This window comes from Priestia koreensis (genome assembly GCF_001274935.1).
GTDB classification, from domain to species: Bacteria; Bacillota; Bacilli; order Bacillales; family Bacillaceae_H; genus Bacillus_AG; species Bacillus_AG koreensis.
Genome location: NZ_LILC01000013.1, coordinates 590462 through 609668 on the forward strand (window position 1 = coordinate 590462; position 19207 = coordinate 609668).

Genomic DNA, 19207 nt, shown 5'->3' on the forward strand with positions numbered 1-19207 from the left:
TCTACTATCATATATAAAAGGGGAAAAGAAAAACATGCCTATTATTTTCGTAAGCTTTTTGGAAGATCACCTGATGGACTGATTAATGAAAGCGCAAAGTCGTCTTTAAAAATACGACGTGCCAATTCATCCACGCTTGGTTTTGTTACATCACTAACAAGCTGAATAATTTCATCTAGTGAACGATGCTCACCAAGCATCAACTCATTTTTACCGTTACGGCTCATACGGCTGTTCGTGCTCTCTAAGCTCAGCATTAGATTTCCTTTTAGCTGTTCTTTACTGTTGTTTAGCTCTTTATCGGTAATTCCTTTATCTTTTAACTCATTTAACGTGTCTTGAATCGTATCATACAGAACATCTAGCTGATTGCTTCCTGTTCCTCCGTAGATCGTCACAAGCCCGTTGTCGCGGTAAGAAGAATGATAAGAGAAGACCGAATAAGCAAGACCACGCTGTTCACGCACGTCCTGGAACAAACGGCTACTCATGCTTCCACCAAGCACATTATTTAACACGATTAAGCTATACACATCTTTTGATCCGATCGCAAGACCTTCAAAACCTAAGCATAGATGTGCTTGCTCCGTATCTTTTTTGCGCGCTAGTTTTTCCGTAAAGAACGCTGGCTTTTCTGCCTGCTGTGGTTTGTGTGGTGACGTATAGTCACCGAAATACTTTTCGATTTCTTGCACAAACGAATCATCGATGTTTCCTGCCACAGAGATCACAACGTTTTCTGGAATATATGTTTTGCTCATATAATCGCGCATTGAATCTCCGTTGAATGTATCAAGCGTCTTTTCTGTTCCTAAAATCGGATATCCTAATGGATGGTTACCAAAAGAAGCCTTGCTTAGAAGATCATGAACAATGTCATCTGGCGCATCTTCATACATTTTAATTTCTTCGTACACAACATTTTTCTCGCGCTTTAACTCTTCTTCATCAAACGTTGAGTTAAAGAACATATCTGCAAGCGTATCTAGCGCTTGATCTGCATGCTCGTCTAGAACTTTTGCATAATAGCACGTATACTCTTTTGACGTGAACGCATTCACTTGTCCTCCGATACGATCAAAGCTTTCCGCAATATCGCGCGCTGAGCGTGTTTTTGTTCCTTTGAAAAACATGTGCTCTAAAAAGTGAGACACACCGTTAATAGTAGGATCTTCATTTCGTGATCCTGTTCCAATCCATACACCAATTGCGACAGAACGCACCGTTGGAATGTTTTCTAATACAATTCGTACTCCATTTTTGCAAGTATATCTGTTAATCAAGCTATTGCCTCCTCTTTTGTCAATCACCTATTGATCTTTCATCACTCGTTCTTCATTAAGTAATGTTGACACATTTCCAAGCGTATATCCTTTTGCTTTTATTTGCGTAATTAAACGGTCTAATGCGCCAGCAGTAGATTCTGTAGGATGCATCAAAACCATCGCTCCTGGGTGAACTTTGCCCATCACTCGGTTAAGCAAAACGTCAGGACTTGGTTTTTGCCAATCAATTGTATCCACACTCCACATAATCGTATGTAGCTTAAGCGTTGCTGCAATGGTTACGACCTCATCTCGGTAGCTGCCGCTTGGTGGCGCAAACCACTTCACCTTTTGACCTGTCGTTGATTCGATGATTTGGTTTGTGCTCTCTAGCTGCTCTTTGATTTTCGCAGCTGTTAATACCGCCATGTTAGGGTGCGTATAGGAGTGGTTTCCAACTTCATGACCTGCATCTACAATCATTTTAGCCATTTCTGGATTATTTTTTACCCATCTTCCTTCTAAAAAGAAAGTTGCTTTGACATGCTGCTTTTTGAGCGTTTCAAGCATAGACGGAATATATTCATTTCCCCAGGCAACGTTAATGAGCAGAGAGACCATCGGCTTCTCTGGATTTCCTCGGTAAATAGGTGCTGGTTTTAAGTCATTCAAATGAACGGTTGGTGGTACCTGCGTATAAACAAGTTTGTTACGCTGAAAGACACCCGTTTTTTTCATATGTTGATAGGAAGCATTAATATCCACCTTTAAACCGTTATATCCAGGTATGAGCTTCCACACGGTATCTACTTTAGCATTTTGTGGTGGAATTTCATACTTTTGTGCTTTTTGAGTGATCTCTTCATAAAGCCGATCATGTGGTGTGTCCTTCGATTTCATGACTTGAATGTATTCATCCGTAAATGGGTTTTGGACCATCTTATATGTAAAGATAAATAAAAAAACGAATGCCATTAGTTGTAGCGTAGATTTCTTCAATTCTATTCCCTCCCTTATCATAAAAAATATGTTAAGAGAGGACAAGGTAGAACTGGCCTTGCGACTAAAGTCACCGAAATGTTGAGACAAGTAGATACTTGAATGAGACCGACCTTCACTTCAGATTGCTCTCTTTCCGCAGGACAAGCAATGAGCCTCCTCGTCGCTTCGCTTCTGCGGGGTCTCATCTGGCTTGTTGCTCCTGCAGGAGTGTCGCATCTTCCGTTTCGGTCTTTTCCTCGTAGCACAAGTGCACACTTGAATGAGACCGACCTTCACTTCAGATTGCTCCCTTTCCACAGGACAAGCAATGAGCCTCCTCGTCGCTTCGCTTTCTGCGGGGTCTTATCTGGCTTGTTGATCCTGTAGGAGTGTCGCATCTTTCGTTTCGGTCTTTTCCTCGTAGCACAAGTGGGCACTTGAATGAGACCGACCTTCACTTCAGATTGCTCCCTTTCCGCAGGACAAGCAATGAGCCTCCTCGTCGCTTCGCTTTCTGCGGGGTCTCATCTGGCTTGTTGATCCTGCAGGAGTGTCGCATCTTTCGTTCCGGTCTTTTTTTGTGGCACTCGTAAAACCCTAAACAAATCAGCCTTCATTCACACGCTTTTTGTACAGCTTAGAAGAACCCTAATAGAAGCCATTTCATCGCATTTAACCAAAAGACTGGCTAAAAAAAAAGCTGGGACATCCCAGCTCTGGCTTTATTGTTGTTGTTCTTTTTGCTCCGCTTCGCGCTGTTCTTTTAAGATCGCTTTGCGAGAGAGGTTTACACGGCCTTGTTTGTCGATTTCCATTACTTTTACAAGAAGCTCATCGCCCATTGAAACAACATCTTCTACTTTGCCAATACGTTCTTCAGCTAGTTCTGAGATGTGTACTAATCCGTCTTTACCGCTGAATAATTCAACGAAAGCTCCGAATTTCTCAATGCGTTTTACTTTCCCTAAGTACATTTGACCAACTTCTACTTCACGAACAAGGTCTTCGATGATTTTCTTCGCTTTTTGGTTCATTTCGCTCTCAATAGAAGAGATGAAGATTGTACCATCTTGCTCGATATCAATTTTAACGCCTGTTTCTTCGATGATTTTATTGATTTGCTTACCGCTTGGCCCAATAACATCGCGAATTTTATCAGGGTTAATAGACATTGTTAGAATCTTAGGTGCGTAGCGTGAAAGCTCTGTACGCGGTTGGTTGATCGTTGTCATCATGTGTTCTAGAATTTGCATACGGCCTTTTTTCGCTTGCTCTAATGCTTCTTCTAAAATTTCACGTGATAATCCGTCAATTTTAATATCCATTTGTAGTGCCGTTACACCTTTTGATGTCCCTGCTACTTTAAAGTCCATATCTCCAAGGTGATCTTCCATTCCTTGAATGTCTGTTAATACAGAGTAGTATTCACCAGATTTGATAAGACCCATTGCGATACCAGCAACTGGTGCTTTAAGTGGTACACCCGCGTCCATCATTGCCAGCGTACTTGCACAGATACTTGCTTGTGAAGTAGAACCATTTGATTCAAGTACTTCTGATACAAGACGTACTGTATAAGGGAAGTCTTTTTCAGAAGGAATAACTGGCTCAAGAGCACGCTCTCCTAGTGCACCGTGACCGATTTCACGACGTCCTGGACCTCTCATTGGTCTTGTTTCACCAACGCTGAAGGACGGGAAGTTGTAATGATGCATAAAGCGTTTTGATTCTTCTACGCCTAATCCATCAAGAATTTGCACATCGCCTAAAGCTCCTAGTGTACAAATGCTTAGCGCCTGAGTTTGTCCACGTGTGAATAACCCAGATCCGTGTGTACGTGATAAAAGACCAACTTCAGAAGAAAGTGGACGAATTTCATCGATTTTACGACCGTCTGGACGTACTTTTTCTTCTGTAATTAGGCGACGTACTTCTGCTTTTACAAGCTTACCTAAAATTTCGTTCACTTGTTTAAGCGTTGCAGCATCTGTTTCTTCTTCTTCAAACTTCGCTACGATCGCAGATTTGACTTCACTAATTGCATTTTCACGCGCATGCTTTTCTTGTACTTGAACCGCACGATTCATGTCAGCTTCAGCCATTTCCGTTACGCGAGCTTTTAGATCTGCATCCACATCATATAAAGAAACTTCTACTTTTTCTTTTCCAACTGCAGCTACAATTTCTTCTTGGAACGCGATTAGTTTCTTAATTTCGTCATGTCCAAACATGATCGCTTCAAGCATAATTTCTTCTGGTACTTCTTGTGCACCAGCCTCTACCATGTTAATTGCATCTTTTGTTCCTGCTACAACAAGGTTAATATCGCTCTTTTCCATTTCTTCTACTGTCGGATTAATGACAAATTTGCCTTCAATACGTCCAACCGTAACACCAGCAATTGGTCCTTCGAATGGAACATCAGAAATAGATAGTGCTAATGATGAACCGAACATAGCAGCCATTTCTGAAGAACAGTTTTGGTCTACGCTCATTACAACGCTGACTACTTGTACTTCATTACGGAAACCGTCTGCGAAAAGAGGACGAATTGGACGGTCAATTAGACGACTTGCTAAAATTGCGCGTTCACTCGGACGCCCCTCACGTTTGATAAATCCTCCTGGAATTTTACCTACTGCGTATAGACGCTCTTCATAGTTAACTGTTAATGGGAAAAAGTCGACATCTTTTGGCTCTTTAGAAGCTGTTGCCGTACTTAATACTGCTGTGTCGCCATAACGAATTAATGCAGCGCCGTTCGCTTGCTTTGCTAACTGCCCAACTTCGACAACTAGCTCACGACCAGCTAATTCGATAGAAAACACTTGTTTGTTGTGTTCCATTAGTTTAATACCCCTCTCTATTATGTAAAATCCCGCTTAGCCTACTTAATTCTAGTATAGACGAAAACGAAAGAAAACATATATGTTTCAATTATATGTACAAATTTAATTGTGTATCAAATTTAACATACTAAAAAAGCGGGAATGCTCCCGCTTTTTGTAGATTATCGACGTAAACCAAGTTTGTTGATTAACTCACGGTAACGAGTGATATCTTTGTTACGAAGATAAGTTTGTAAGTTACGACGTTTACCAACCATCTTTAAAAGACCACGACGTGAATGATGATCTTTTTTGTGTGTACGTAAATGTTCGTTTAGGTTGTTAATTTGCTCAGTAAGGATAGCAATTTGTACCTCTGCAGAACCAGTGTCGCTTTCGTGAGTTTTATACTCAGCGATTAGTTCATTTTTACGCTCTTGTGTGATAGCCATCCGAGTCACCTCCTCATTAATAAAAACCCCAGTTACCTAGCAGTACGTTGGTGAAGCGCAACGCCAAGCAATGGTTAAATACATTTGTTATAATACTATTTCTAGCAACTAAATGCAAGTCTTTCTCTAGGAAATTTCATTATTTCTTATTAAAATAGCGAATTGCCTCTTGTTTATCCTTTTCAATTTGAGCGACTAGAGACTCAATGCCATTGAATTTCTGCTCGCCGCGAAGCTTTTGATAGAAGCGAACCTCCATTGGCTGATCATATACTTGCTCATCAAATTGAAATAAATGAACTTCGATCGTAGGTTTTCCATCCGACTCTTTGTTGAACGTGGGCTTATAGCCTACGTTGCATACACCTTGGTACCATTGCCCTAGAACATGTGCTTCTACTGCATACACGCCTGTCGATGGAATCAGGTAAGCATCGTCTGACTCTACGTTTGCGGTTGGGAAACCAATTTGTCTGCCCCTTTTGTCACCGTGGACAACATGACCTTTAATTGAATATTCTCTTCCTAATAAATCCGACAATGCGTCTACATTCCCTTCTTTTAAACACTTCCTAATAAAGGTAGAGCTAATTTTCTCTTCGCCTAACGTTAGCTTATCAATAATTGTTTGCGTGAATTGATTTCTTGAATGAAATGGGAGAGTTTCCATCGTCCCTTTTCCCATTTTCCCATACGAATAATCAAACCCCGCTACTACATGTTTAATATGTAATCCAATAATATACTGATCGACAAACTCCTGCGGAAGCAGGCTAGCAAAAGCAAGATCAAAATGCACTAAATACAGTCGATCAATTCCAAGCTGTTCAATGATTTCTATTTTTTGCTGCAGAGGAGTGATCATGTCAACGTGCTGAACATTTTTACCGAGCACGACCGATGGGTGCGGGTCAAAGGTCATGACCGCACTTTTGATTCCCTTCTCATCAGCTATTTTCTTCGCCATCTTAATTACTTCTTGATGTCCTAAGTGCACGCCATCAAAATAACCGAGTGCCATTACGGCTTGTGGCATTGCGTCTTGCTGAAAATGGTGCGGATGTTGAATTTCAATTACTTCCACAGTTCGTTCACCTTTTTCTATGTCAATCTTCGGTATGAATTGCTAATACTTTTACAGGCTTGATTTTATCCTCTTTCGTTGGATGAACTTGATAAATCGCAAGAACTTGTCCTCTTTCATCCATCACTCGGATCAGTTGTTCGGCATCTGTTATTTCATCTGGCTTTGAAAGAACAGCGCCATTTTTCACTTTCTCTGCTAATGTATCACTAATTACCCATTTCGGCAAATGATTGAGCGCCTTCTCAATTGGTAGCAAATGCTCTTGAATCGTTCCTTCTTCCATAGAGTGCTCAATTTGCTCAAACGTTAAGCAATCCTGCAGTGTAAACTCACCTGAAGCTGTACGGATAAGGTCTGACATATGCGCGGGGTAACCTAGACGTTCACCCATCATAACGGCGAGAGTTCGAACGTATGTCCCTTTGCTGCAATGAACGCGGAATCGGAAGGAGATCGTTTCACCGGAGAACTCTTCTCGTTCATCTAAAAGCGTAAGCTCATGAATTGTAATGTCACGACTTGGTCGCTCGACCTCAATTCCTGCACGTGCGTATTCATAGAGCTTTTTCCCGTTTACTTTCACAGCCGAATACATCGGTGGAGTTTGCTGAATTGTGCCTGTAAGAGATGCGAGCATGTCTAATACCTGCTTACGAGAGAATGTGTGCGTTACCTTCTTCTGCTCTACCGCATCACCTGAAGCATCTTCGGTTGTCGTCGAGAGGCCTAGCGTTACTTCTCCTTCATAGGTTTTGGAATGGTTGGTCAAATATTCAACAACCTTCGTTCCACGACCGATACAAATCGGTAGCACACCTGTTACATCAGGATCTAACGTACCGGTATGACCTACTTTTTTCGTTCGTAAAATTTTTCTAATTTTAAACACACAATCATGTGAAGTAAGACCTTTTGGTTTATTTAAAACTAAGATGCCGTCCATTGTACTGTTTCCTTCCTTTCAATCTTGCTTTGGCAATACACTTGCAACAAAAAAAGGCATTCCCCCTGTTAATGGGTATTTCACCATCGTCATTTCTACTGGGGCAATGCCTTTTCTATATCAACGAAGTAAGACTCGCTTACTCTTCGTGATCGTCTTTTTTAATTTCGTGCAGTAACGTTTCGATTCGATTTCCATAATCAATGGATTCATCAAATTCAAACGTAATTTCTGGAGTTTTACGTAAGCGAATACGTTGACCAATTTCAGAGCGAATAAATCCTTTCGCCTTTGCTAGTCCTTTTAACGTATTTTCACGTTGTTCTGCATCACCAAGCACTGAAATAAAGACTGTTGCCTGCTGCAGGTCTCCCGTTACTTGAACATCTGTTACTGTCACGAAGCCAATGCGTGGGTCCTTAATTTTGCGGCCAATGATGTCGCCTAGTTCTTTTTTCATTTGCTCGCCCACACGGTTTGCACGTAGTTTCATCTTTGAAACACCTCTTCTCTATAGCCAATCAAACGACGTAAGCGTACGTTCAATTTCTGGAAAGGAATCTATCATTTCGAGAACACGGTTCAGTTCTTTTTCTGTGACCGTTGAATTGGAGGAAATGGCAACAATTCCAAACTTGGTTCGCTGCCATTGATCCTGAAAATCAATCTCCGAAATGGATACATTATAACGCTGTTTCACCCTTGTCGTAATGCGCTGTAAGACAGATCGCTTATCCTTTAAGGACTGTGCGTCATAAATGATACATTCACATTCGACGTATCCAATCATTGACGAGTGATTTCTTCCATTACGTATGCTTCGATTACGTCACCTTCTTTTACATCGTTAAAGTTTTTAATTGTTACACCACATTCGTACCCTTGTGCTACTTCTTTCACATCATCTTTGAAGCGTTTAAGCGCATCGATTTCACCTTCGAAAATAACGATGCCGTCACGGATAAGACGAATGCCACTGTCACGAGTTATTTTACCATCTGTTACATAGCTTCCGGCAATCGTTCCAACTTTTGATACTTTGAACGTTTGACGAACTTCCATTTGACCGATGATTTTTTCTTCGTACTCAGGATCTAGCATCCCTTTCATCGCTGCTTCGATTTCTTCGATCGCTTTGTAGATGATGCGGTGTAAGCGGACATCAACATTTTCAGCTTCTGCTACGCGTTTTGCGTTCACATCTGGACGAACGTTGAACCCAATTACGATTGCATTAGAAGCAGATGCTAAGATGATATCTGATTCTGTGATTGCTCCAACGCCTGTGTGAATAATTTTAACCTTCACGCCTTCTACTTCAATTTTTTGAAGAGAAGCAGCCATTGCTTCTACAGAACCTTGTACGTCTGCTTTTACGATAATATTGATATCTTTTACTTCACCTTGTTTGATTTGCTCAAATAAGTCTTCTAAGCTTACGCGGCTTTTTTCCCCACGTTGTGCTTCAAGCTGCTTTTGAGCACGAGCTTCCCCAACTTGGCGCGCTTTTTTCTCATCTTCAAATACCATGAAACGGTCACCCGCTAATGGGACTTCGTTAAGACCTGTAATTTCAACAGGTGTTGACGGCAATGCTTCTTTTACACGACGACCTACATCGTTGACCATCGCACGTACGCGACCAAATGTGTTTCCTACTACAATTGGATCACCTACGCGAAGCGTTCCGTTTTGTACAAGTAGAGTCGCTACAGAACCGCGTCCTTTGTCAAGCTCGGCTTCAATAACTGTTCCAAGTGCACGGCGAGAAGGATTTGCTTTATATTCCTCTACTTCACTTACAAGTAGAATCATCTCTAATAGGTTGTCAATTCCATCTCCAGATAATGCAGATAGGTAACAGAAAATTGTGTCTCCGCCCCAGTCTTCAGATACAAGACCATATTCTGTTAATTCTTGCATCACGCGATCTGGATTTGCTGCTTCTTTATCCATTTTATTCACGGCAACGATGATTGGAACTTCTGCCGCTTTCGCATGGTTAATTGCTTCAATCGTTTGTGGCATAACGCCATCATCTGCTGCAACAACTAGAATGGTAATGTCCGTTACTTGTGCTCCACGTGCACGCATTGTTGTAAACGCAGCATGTCCTGGTGTGTCTAAGAACGTAATTTTCTTGTTGTTTGCTTCAATTTGATAAGCACCGATATGCTGTGTAATCCCACCAGCTTCGCCTGCTGTAACTTTTGAGTTACGGATTGAGTCAAGAAGCGTTGTTTTACCATGGTCAACATGTCCCATGATTGTAACGACTGCTGGACGTTCTACTAAATCCGCTGCATCATCTTCTACGTCAAGAGTTTCAAATTCTGTTTCGTCGATGATGACTTCTTCTTCAACCTCTACGCCATATTCGCCTGCGATTAGCTCGATAGCATCTTTGTCAAGCTCTTGGTTGATTGTTGCCATAACGCCTAAAAGGAATAATTTTTTAATGATTTCAGAAGGCTCTTTGCCTAATTTTTTCCCTAATTCAGTAACCGTTAAGCTACCTGCAAACGTAATTTTTTCTGGAAGCTCTTTTTTCTTCGGAGCTACAGGCGGTTTTTGAGCCGCTGGCTTAGTGTTGTTACGTTTGTTTTTATTTGGCTGATTATTTTTTTTTGTTTGTTGGTTTTTGTTTGACGATTTATCTTTATTCACGCTAATATATTCATCCTCTTCATAATCCTTATTTTTGTTACTCGGAACAGAAGAAGCACTCTCCTGTACTGTTTCTTTCGACTGTTCGTTCGCAAACAGTTCATCTAACTATCTCACAGCTAATTCTTCTTAAGCTGTCATGTGATTAGAAACCTCAATACGCAAATTGTTCAATTTCGTAATGACATCTTTACTTGAAACATTATGTTTCTTAGCATACTCATATACACGAATTTTGCTCAACACTTCCACCCGCAAGAAAATTTAATCGAGCATGGTAGACATCTTTTTCGCAAATCCGTCGTCAACGATCGCAATCACAACCCGAGCTTCTTTTCCGATTGCTTCCCCTAAGCGGTGTCGATCCGATACGTATTTGATGGGCACTTTGTAATAAGCGCATTTGTCCTGAACCTTTTTCGTGGTGTTTTCCGATGCATCTTGAGAAAGAATGACTAGTTTAGCGCTTTGCTTACGCACTTCCTTAATCACGAGCTCTTCCCCAGAAATGACTTTACGTGCTCGATTTGCTAAGCCTAAAAAGGAATACCATTTTTCTTGTTTCATCAATTGGCTTTTGTCTCCCCTTCGACTAGTGCAAGTAGCTCATCATAGATGTGATCGTCTACCGCCACTTCTAAATGACTTGCTAAGATGTTTTTCTTTTTGGCTAGAAGAATGGCCTCTTTTGTTCTATTTAAATAGGCGCCTCTTCCAGACTTTTTACCAGTTAAATCAATCGAAACCTCTCCTTCTTTGGAGCGAACTACACGCACTAGCTCTTTTTTGGGTTTCATTTCTTGTGTCGCGATACATTTACGCATCGGTACTTTTCTTTGATTGTTCACCTGGTATCACCTCTTATTCGCTATCAGCTTCATCAAAGTCAAAAGCATCACGGTCGATTAATGATTCTTTTTCGCCTGTATAGATGCCTTCTTGCTCTGCTTCTGATTGACTTTTAATATCGATTTTCCAACCTGTTAATTTTGCTGCCAAACGTGCGTTTTGACCACGTTTACCAATCGCAAGTGATAATTGATAGTCTGGTACAATTACCGTTGTTGCTTTTGCTTCTTCGTTCACCATCACTTCTACTACTTTTGAAGGGCTCAGTGCATTGGCAACAAACTCAACTGGATCTTTTGACCAGCGAACGATATCAATTTTTTCACCTTTTAATTCATTCACGACTGCTTGAACGCGCTGACCTTTTGGTCCTACACATGAACCTACTGGATCCACTTCAGGGAATTCAGAATGAACCGAGATTTTAGAACGATCTCCCGCTTCGCGAGCGACAGATTTCACTTCAACTGTTCCATCAAAGATTTCTGGAACTTCTTTTTCGAAAAGACGCTTTAACAGACCTGGATGTGTACGTGATACGTAAATTTGAGGGCCTTTTGTTGTCTTTTCTACTTTTGTAATATACACCTTAATACGATCATGTGGCTTGTATTGTTCATTTGGCATTTGCTCACTTTGTGGAAGCAATGCTTCAATTTTACCTAAGCTCACGTAGATGAATTTTGCATCTTGACGCTGAACAATCCCTGTCATGATGTCTTCTTCACGGTCAATAAATTCAGAGTAAATGATACCACGCTCAGCTTCACGCACGCGCTGTGTTACCACTTGCTTCGCTGTTTGTGCCGCAATACGACCGAAATCTTTTGGTGTTACTTCAATTTCAATCACATCTTCAATTTGGTAGTTCGGGTTCACTTTTTGTGCCTCTTCTACCGAAATTTCTAAACGTGGATCGTATACTTCGTCAACCACATCTTTACGAGCAAATACGCGCATTGTACCTTTTCCTAGATTCATATCCACGCGCACGTTTTGTGCTTGGTTAAAGTTGCGTTTATATGCTGAAATAAGGGCAGCTTCAATTGCCTCAATTATTACATCTTTTCCAATGCCTTTTTCTTTTTCTAACAGAGTCAAAGCATCTAAAAGTTCGCTGCTCATCTACCTAAGTCCCCCTTAATAAAAATCACGAGTTATCACTTAAAAAACGACCGCTAATCTTGCAAGCGCTACTTTTTCGTATGGAATCTCGATATCCTTTTTTCTTGTTTTAATTTTCACGGTAATTGTAATAGTTTGTCCATCAAAGGCTACGAGTTCACCTTCAAACTCTTTTGCACCTTGGATTTGTTCATACGTTTTAATATATACATTTTTCCCAATTGCTTTTTCAACATCCTCTGGCTTTTTCAGTGGACGTTCCGCACCTGGTGAAGACACCTCTAAGAAGTAATTGTGAGGAATCGGATCAATTTCGTCCATTATTTCGCTTAAACGCTCGCTCACAATTCCGCATTGTTCAATGTCAATGCCATTCTCTGTGTCGATGAATACGCGCAGGAACCAATCCTTTCCTTCCTTCACATATTCAATATCAACTAGTTCAATTTCCAATTCTGTTACAATAGGCGTCACTAGTTCTTCGACGATTTCTGTTACTTTTCTAGCCATCCTATTCCTCCTTCAATCATGTTCGACACCTTCACCGTTTGCGTAATAGCAGTCCCTAATGTCCTTTGAATGATGCATGTGCTTCAATCAATAAAAGCTGTACAACCTTCACTTTTTCTCCTGATAAAAAGTCCCTGCTAAATTAGCAGGGCTCAGGAAAGGTTTGTTCAAGTGAGTGCTTAGCTTTACTGCCTTGTATTTATGTAAAGTCGGTCAGATCAGCTAAAAAACTATCGGTTCTACAACTTTACGAAATAAAAGACGTGCTAAGTAAACCTACCATCAATAGAAAAGAGCGGGTTTCCCCACTCTTTTCCGTCCGTTATCCTTAGCGTTTCCATATTTACTATACCATAACCATTTTTTTTATGCAAATTAAAATAGCGATAGCTGGTTTTGATCTGGCAGTGATTCTAAGCATCCGTGGTTGTCTAAATACTCAAGAATGGTTTTGGAAACTCGCCCACGCTGCTGAAGATCTTCCTTGGATAAAAATTCACCGTTTTGTCTTGCCTTAACGATGTTAATCGCCGCATTTGTTCCAAGTCCTGGAATGGAGTTGAACGGCGGAATTAACTCTGTGCCATCAATAATGAACTCATCCGCGCTAGATCGGTATAGATCTACCTTTTTAAAGCCAAATCCACGTTCGCACATTTCTAGAGAGAGCTCTAGCACCGTTAGTAAGTTTTTCTCTTTTGGTGATGCATCGAGACCTTTTGCGTTGATCTCTTCCATTTTTGCGCGAATAGCTGTTGAGCCCTTCACCATTGTGTCAATGTCAAAATCATCGGCACGAACTGTGAAGTATGCGGCATAGTACATAAGTGCATGATGAACTTTGAAATAAGCGATCCTTACCGCCATTAATACATATGCAGCAGCATGGGCTTTTGGGAACATGTATTTAATCTTTTTACATGAATCGATATACCATTCCGGTACATCATTTTTACGCATTTCTTCTTCAAACTCTGGCGTTAACCCTTTACCCTTACGTACCGATTCCATAATTTTAAACGCTAGTGATGGCTCAAGCCCTTGATAAATTAAATAGACCATAATGTCATCACGACAACCAATTACTTCACTCAGCGTACAGATCGCATTATGAATCAATTCTTGCGCATTCCCAAGCCATACGTCTGTGCCATGTGAAAGTCCGGAAATCTGAACGAGCTCTGAAAATGTTGTCGGCTTCGTATCCTCTAGCATTTGACGAACAAATCGTGTACCAAACTCTGGGATACCAAGCGTTCCTGTTTTACACATAATTTGTTCAGGCGTTACGCCTAACGATTCTGTTCCGCTAAAAATCTTCATCACTTCAGGATCATCGGTTGGAATTGTTTTTGGATCAATTCCGCTTAAATCCTGCAGCATACGAATAACCGTCGGATCGTCGTGCCCAAGTATATCAAGTTTTAAGAGATTATCATGGATAGAATGGAAGTCAAAGTGCGTTGTTTTCCACTCGGAATTACGATCGTCGGCAGGGAATTGAATCGGTGAGAAATCAAATATGTCCATATAATCTGGAACTACGATAATTCCCCCTGGATGCTGTCCTGTCGTCCGTTTGACGCCTGTACAGCCTGAAACGAGACGATCAACTTCTGCACCTCTTAAATGCAAGTTATGATCACCTGCATATCCCTTCACATAACCATAAGCCGTTTTCTCCGCTACGGTACCAATCGTTCCTGCACGGTATACGTTGTCCTCACCGAACAGTACTTTCGTATAGTTATGGGCACGGGGCTGATATTCCCCTGAGAAGTTCAGATCGATATCGGGAACTTTATCTCCTTTAAATCCAAGGAACGTCTCGAACGGAATGTCATGTCCATCTTTTGTATATTTAATATCACAGTTCGGACAGTTTTTATCAGGAAGGTCAAATCCTGAGCCGACCGAGCCGTCATCAAAGAACTCGGAATGCTTACATTTTGAACAAACGTAGTGAGGCGGCAATGGATTTACCTCTGTAATCTCCGTCATCGTCGCAACAAACGAAGAACCGACAGATCCACGCGAACCTACTAGGTAGCCGTCATCAAGCGATTTTTTTACAAGCTTATGAGAAATTAAGTAAATAACGGCAAATCCGTGTCCGATAATACTTTTTAGCTCTTTCTCCAAACGCGCTTCGACGATTTCTGGAAGATCGTCACCGTAAATGCTTCGCGCTCTCGCATAGCTCATCGCTCTCATTTCATCATCCGCACCTTCAATGCGCGGCGTATAAAGATCATCCTTAATCGGTTTTACGTCTTCAACGCTATCAGCTAATCCTTGTGTATTCGTTACAACAATCTCTTTTGCTTTTTCTTTACCTAAAAAATCAAAGCAATCGAGCATTTCATTTGTTGTCCGGAAATGGACGTCTGGAAGTGAATGACGATTAAGCGGATTTGCCCCACCCTGTGAGCTAACTAAAATCTGACGATAAATTTTATCAGTCGGGTTTAAATAGTGCACGTTTCCAGTTGCAACGACAGGCTTTTCAAGCTTCTCTCCCATTTGAACGATCTTTGTTAAGATGTCACGAAGAGCGACTTGGTCACGAACAAGCTCCATTTCAATGAGATGCTGATAGTTTGCAGGAGGTTGGACTTCGATGTAATCATAAAACTCTGCGACCTTCTCCGCTTCCTCCGCTGATTTTTGCATCATGTTTTCAAATACTTCTCCCCGATCACAAGCCGTCCCAATTAACAATCCTTCGCGGTACTTTTGCAACTTAGAACGCGGAATGCGCGGTACACGGTAGAAATAATTTAAATGAGAAATGGACACTAGTTTGAACAAATTCTTAAGTCCTGTCTCATTTTTTGCTAGGATCGTTACGTGATACGGTCTTGCACGCTGATAGGCGTTTCCTTGCCCCATATAATCGTTAAACTGATTGTGAGAGGTAATCTCTTTTTCCATTGCATCTTTCAGCATTTTTGCAAGCAAATATCCCGTTGCTTCCGCATCATAAATCGCTCGGTGATGCTGAACAAGCTCAATATCGAACTTTTTCGCGAGCGTATTTAAACGATGATTTTTCATCTCTGGATATAAAAAGCGACCTAACTCAAGCGTATCAATAACAGGGTTTTCTGCTTTTCCAAAACCAATTTTTTGGAATCCAATATTCAAGAACCCCATATCGAAGCTTGCATTGTGGGCCACTAAAATATCGTCACCAATCCAGTCTTTGAACTTCTGTAACACCTCTCCAATTTCAGGAGCAGTTTGTACCATATCATCGGTGATACCCGTTAACTCGATGGTTGTCGCTGATAATCGGTGATGTGGATTGGCAAAGGATTCGAAGCGGTCAATAATTTCCCCTTCACGCATTTTTACGGCAGCAAGCTCAATAATCGTATCGTAAACAGCTGAAAGACCCGTCGTTTCAACGTCAAACACGACGTATGTAGCATCCGCAAGCGATCTGTCTGTTGGATTATACGCAATCGGCACGCCGTCATCGACAAGATTCGCTTCAAGTCCGTATAAAATTTTCACGCCGTTTTTTTGACCCGCACTATACGCCTCTGGAAATGACTGTGCCACGGCATGATCCGTAATAGCAATAGCAGGATGTCCCCACTTCTTCGCTTGACCAACCAATGCCGCTACAGATGATACGGCGTCCATTTGGCTCATCGGCGTATGAAGATGTAACTCGACACGCTTTTCATCTGCTGGTGCTTCGTCCACACGCTCTTGTGCTTTAATTTCATTCACATCATTGGCAATCATAACGAGATCACGAACAAACGTGTCATTTTGAACGCTTCCTCGTACTTTTACCCACATGCCTTTTTTAACAGCTTGCAGCAATGGAATATCTTCTTTATCACGAGAAAACATTTTTATCATAAGGCTATTTGTGTAGTCCGTAATTTTAAATGTAAGTAGCGTGCGCCCACTGCGAAGTTCCTTCGTTTCGGAATGAAAAATGTACCCTTGAATCGCAATTCGCTTTTCTTCATCCACAATTTGCTCGATTGGTACAACGTCATCTTTGATCGTATATCCAACCGTAAGCGGTCCTGAAGGAAGTTCACTCGCTTCTTCTTTTTCTTTGTTTTTCATTTCCGTTAGGGCTGCAAATGCACGTTCTTCATCTTCTTGCTTTTTCTGTTCTAAAAATTTCGTATATGCTTCTTCTGATTGCTTAACTTCGGTTAAAAACTGCAGAGCTTGGAAGCCGTACTGCATATACTGATCCGTAATGAGCTGACCGTATTTTTGTCGCACAGACGTTGCTTCTGCATCATTACGTGCTTGAACTTGTAGCTTCACACCTTGTAAAGTAGGCATCTGATTTTGTAAAAGTGATAGAAGCATAGGAGAAATCCCCTGCAATTCACTTACACAGTGACGCCAATAAGACTGTGCGTCTTCTTCTGTGCACTGCTTGTCACCTGCTTCGATTGAGAATGTTACCTGTGCGATATGGGCAAACGTTGTCGTCAATCGCGTGAGCAAGATTTCATATACACGAAACGGCAAAATTCGCGGCATGTATAAATGAAAATGCCACGCCTTTTGTTCTTTTCGGATGGTCAGCTTTTCAATTGCTGCTCCTTCAAAGTAATTCATATATTGATCATCCGTCATTTCAAGCTGTTGCAAAAGCAGCTGAAATCGATGTTTCTGATCATGACTAAATCGCTCCATGTAATCCCCCTCCCTCTAACAATACGGTTTTGATTGTAACATAAATGCAAGGTACCCCAAACCAAAGAGGTACCTTGCTTGTGATTAGCCGAGTAATGCAGCTAATTTATCTTGAAGTTCATCAATTGATACGTCCATTGATTCCCCTGTTTCACGTACTTTCACTTCTACTATGCCTTCTGCAGCTAGCTTTCCAACCGTTACACGGACAGGAAGACCAATTAAATCAGAATCGGCAAATTTTACACCAGGACGTTCCTGACGATCGTCCATTAGCACTTGATAGCCTTTATCTAGAAGCGTTTCGTACAGCTTTTCAGCTACTTCTTTTTGGTCATCGTTTTTCATATTCACTGGAATTAAGTGAATGTGATATGGTGCAACATTCTTTGGCCACACTAGTCCATTTTCATCATTGAACTGTTCTGCTACTGCAGCAACTGTTCGAGAAACCCCGATGCCATAACAGCCCATGATCATTGGCTGTGAACGTCCGTTTTCATCAAGGAACGTAGCACCCATTGCTTCACTATAACGCGTACCTAGTTTGAAGACATGACCTACTTCAATTCCTTTTGCAAACTTGATTGTTCCTTCACCATCTGGAGATGGATCACCCACTTCAATAAAACGAAGGTCTGTATACGTTGCGTTGAAATCACGCTCAGGGTTTACGTTTGTAAAATGGTGTCCCTCTTCATTTGCACCCGCAATACCGTTTGCTACCGCTTTTACGGCATGATCTGCTACGACTTCAATCGTATTTGGCAAGTGAATTGGTCCAAGAGATCCTACTTCACAGTTCATGACTTCTTTGACTTCTTGAGGAGAAGCAAGCTCTGCTGTAGAAGCTTCAAAGTAGTTTTTCACTTTAATGTCGTTTACTTCATGATCGCCGCGTGCTAACACTAATGCATAGCGGTCATCGACTTTAAATAAAAGTGACTTGATGCACTGAGACGCCTCTGTGTTAAAGAAAGCAGCCACTTCTTCAATCGTTTTTTGCTCTGGTGTAGCTACCTTCTCAAGTTTGCCCTCTTGAACAGATGGTTTTTCATATGTGGCTACAACTGGTGCCATCTCGACGTTTGCCGCATAAGAAGATGTATCTGAATAAGCAATCGTATCTTCACCGATTTCCGATAATACCATAAATTCATGCGTGTCCTTCCCACCCATTGCGCCTGAATCGGCAATAACAGCACGGAAGTTTAGGCCACATCTCTCAAAGATACGACCGTATGCATCATACATCTTTTGGTATACGTCATCTAAGCTTTCTGCTGTTGCATGGAAAGAGTAAGCATCTTTCATCACAAACTCACGGCCACGAAGTAAACCAAAGCGAGGACGCTTTTCGTCACGGAATTTCGTTTGAATTTGATACACGTTTAATGGTAGACGCTTGTACGATTTTACTTCGTCTCGTAAAAGACTTGTTACTACCTCTTCATGTGTTGCTCCTAATGCAAACTCACGGCTATGACGATCTTTCATACGCATAAGCTCAGGTCCATATGTATACCAGCGACCTGACTCTTGCCAAAGCTCAGCTTGTTGAAGAGCGGGCATAAGCATTTCAACTGAACCAGCACGCTCCATTTCTTCACGTACAATTTTCTCAATGTTATTTAATACGCGTTTTCCAAGTGGTAAAAAGCTATAGATCCCACTTGCATTTTGTCTCATGAAACCAGCACGTAAAAGTAATTGATGACTTTTCACTTCCGCATCAGCTGGAACTTCACGTAAAGTTGGAATTAATACAGCACTTTGCTTCATTCTTTTGCACCTCTTTATTATCATCATGACGAGTCATG

Annotated in this window: 14 protein-coding genes and 1 pseudogene; all 15 read right to left on the minus strand. The window is 41.4% G+C overall.

The genetic code is table 11. The features are described 5' to 3' along the window. Window positions 1-41 precede the first annotated feature (41 nt). Window positions 42-1283, minus strand: coding sequence for a M16 family metallopeptidase (locus AMD01_RS12140; protein ID WP_053401662.1), 1242 nt, complete (start codon window positions 1281-1283; stop codon window positions 42-44). Between the two features lie 27 nt (window positions 1284-1310). After that, window positions 1311-2264, minus strand: coding sequence for a polysaccharide deacetylase family protein (locus AMD01_RS12145; protein ID WP_053401663.1), 954 nt, complete (start codon window positions 2262-2264; stop codon window positions 1311-1313). 704 nt (window positions 2265-2968) lie between these two features. Beyond that, the gene (gene pnp, locus AMD01_RS12150; protein WP_053401664.1) at window positions 2969-5092 is read right to left on the minus strand and encodes a polyribonucleotide nucleotidyltransferase; all 2124 of its coding nucleotides are present in this window, start codon (window positions 5090-5092) and stop codon (window positions 2969-2971) included. A 164-nt stretch (window positions 5093-5256) separates the two neighbouring features. After that, window positions 5257-5526 carry a 30S ribosomal protein S15 gene (gene rpsO / locus AMD01_RS12155; RefSeq protein ID WP_053401665.1) on the minus strand — a complete coding sequence of 90 codons (270 nt, stop codon included), beginning with the start codon at window positions 5524-5526 and terminating at the stop codon, window positions 5257-5259. A 139-nt stretch (window positions 5527-5665) separates the two neighbouring features. Continuing rightward, the gene (gene ribF / locus AMD01_RS12160) at window positions 5666-6610 is read right to left on the minus strand and encodes a bifunctional riboflavin kinase/FAD synthetase (RefSeq protein ID WP_053401666.1); all 945 of its coding nucleotides are present in this window, start codon (window positions 6608-6610) and stop codon (window positions 5666-5668) included. A gap of 22 nt (window positions 6611-6632) precedes the next feature. Then, window positions 6633-7556, minus strand: coding sequence for a tRNA pseudouridine(55) synthase TruB (gene truB, locus AMD01_RS12165; protein ID WP_053401667.1), 924 nt, complete (start codon window positions 7554-7556; stop codon window positions 6633-6635). A 139-nt stretch (window positions 7557-7695) separates the two neighbouring features. Then, the gene (gene rbfA / locus AMD01_RS12170; RefSeq protein ID WP_053401668.1) at window positions 7696-8049 is read right to left on the minus strand and encodes a 30S ribosome-binding factor RbfA; all 354 of its coding nucleotides are present in this window, start codon (window positions 8047-8049) and stop codon (window positions 7696-7698) included. 18 nt (window positions 8050-8067) lie between these two features. Then, a complete protein-coding gene (locus AMD01_RS12175; RefSeq protein ID WP_053401669.1) occupies window positions 8068-8346 on the minus strand; it encodes a DUF503 domain-containing protein in 279 nt (92 codons plus the stop codon). Then, window positions 8343-10466: pseudogene (gene infB, locus AMD01_RS12180) on the minus strand (translation initiation factor IF-2). The gene AMD01_RS12175 and the pseudogene infB overlap by 4 nt, the downstream one beginning before the upstream one ends. Before the next feature lie 21 nt (window positions 10467-10487). Next, window positions 10488-10790, minus strand: coding sequence for a YlxQ family RNA-binding protein (locus AMD01_RS12185; protein WP_053401775.1), 303 nt, complete (start codon window positions 10788-10790; stop codon window positions 10488-10490). Then, window positions 10790-11071: an RNase P modulator RnpM gene (gene rnpM, locus AMD01_RS12190; RefSeq protein ID WP_053401671.1), complete on the minus strand. Its 282-nt coding sequence runs from the start codon at window positions 11069-11071 to the stop codon at window positions 10790-10792. The genes AMD01_RS12185 and rnpM overlap by 1 nt, the downstream gene beginning before the upstream one ends. Before the next feature lie 13 nt (window positions 11072-11084). Further along, window positions 11085-12197 (minus strand): transcription termination factor NusA, encoded by a 1113-nt coding sequence (gene nusA / locus AMD01_RS12195; RefSeq protein ID WP_053401672.1) that lies wholly within the window; start codon window positions 12195-12197, stop codon window positions 11085-11087. Between the two features lie 39 nt (window positions 12198-12236). Continuing rightward, on the minus strand, window positions 12237-12707 hold the full coding sequence (gene rimP / locus AMD01_RS12200) for a ribosome maturation factor RimP (protein ID WP_053401673.1): 471 nt from the start codon (window positions 12705-12707) through the stop codon (window positions 12237-12239). 375 nt (window positions 12708-13082) lie between these two features. Next, window positions 13083-17387, minus strand: a complete 4305-nt coding sequence (locus AMD01_RS12205; RefSeq protein ID WP_053401674.1) for a PolC-type DNA polymerase III — start codon at window positions 17385-17387, stop codon at window positions 13083-13085. An 84-nt stretch (window positions 17388-17471) separates the two neighbouring features. Beyond that, a complete protein-coding gene (locus AMD01_RS12210) occupies window positions 17472-19169 on the minus strand; it encodes a proline--tRNA ligase (protein WP_053401675.1) in 1698 nt (565 codons plus the stop codon). Between the last annotated feature and the right edge of the window lie 38 nt (window positions 19170-19207).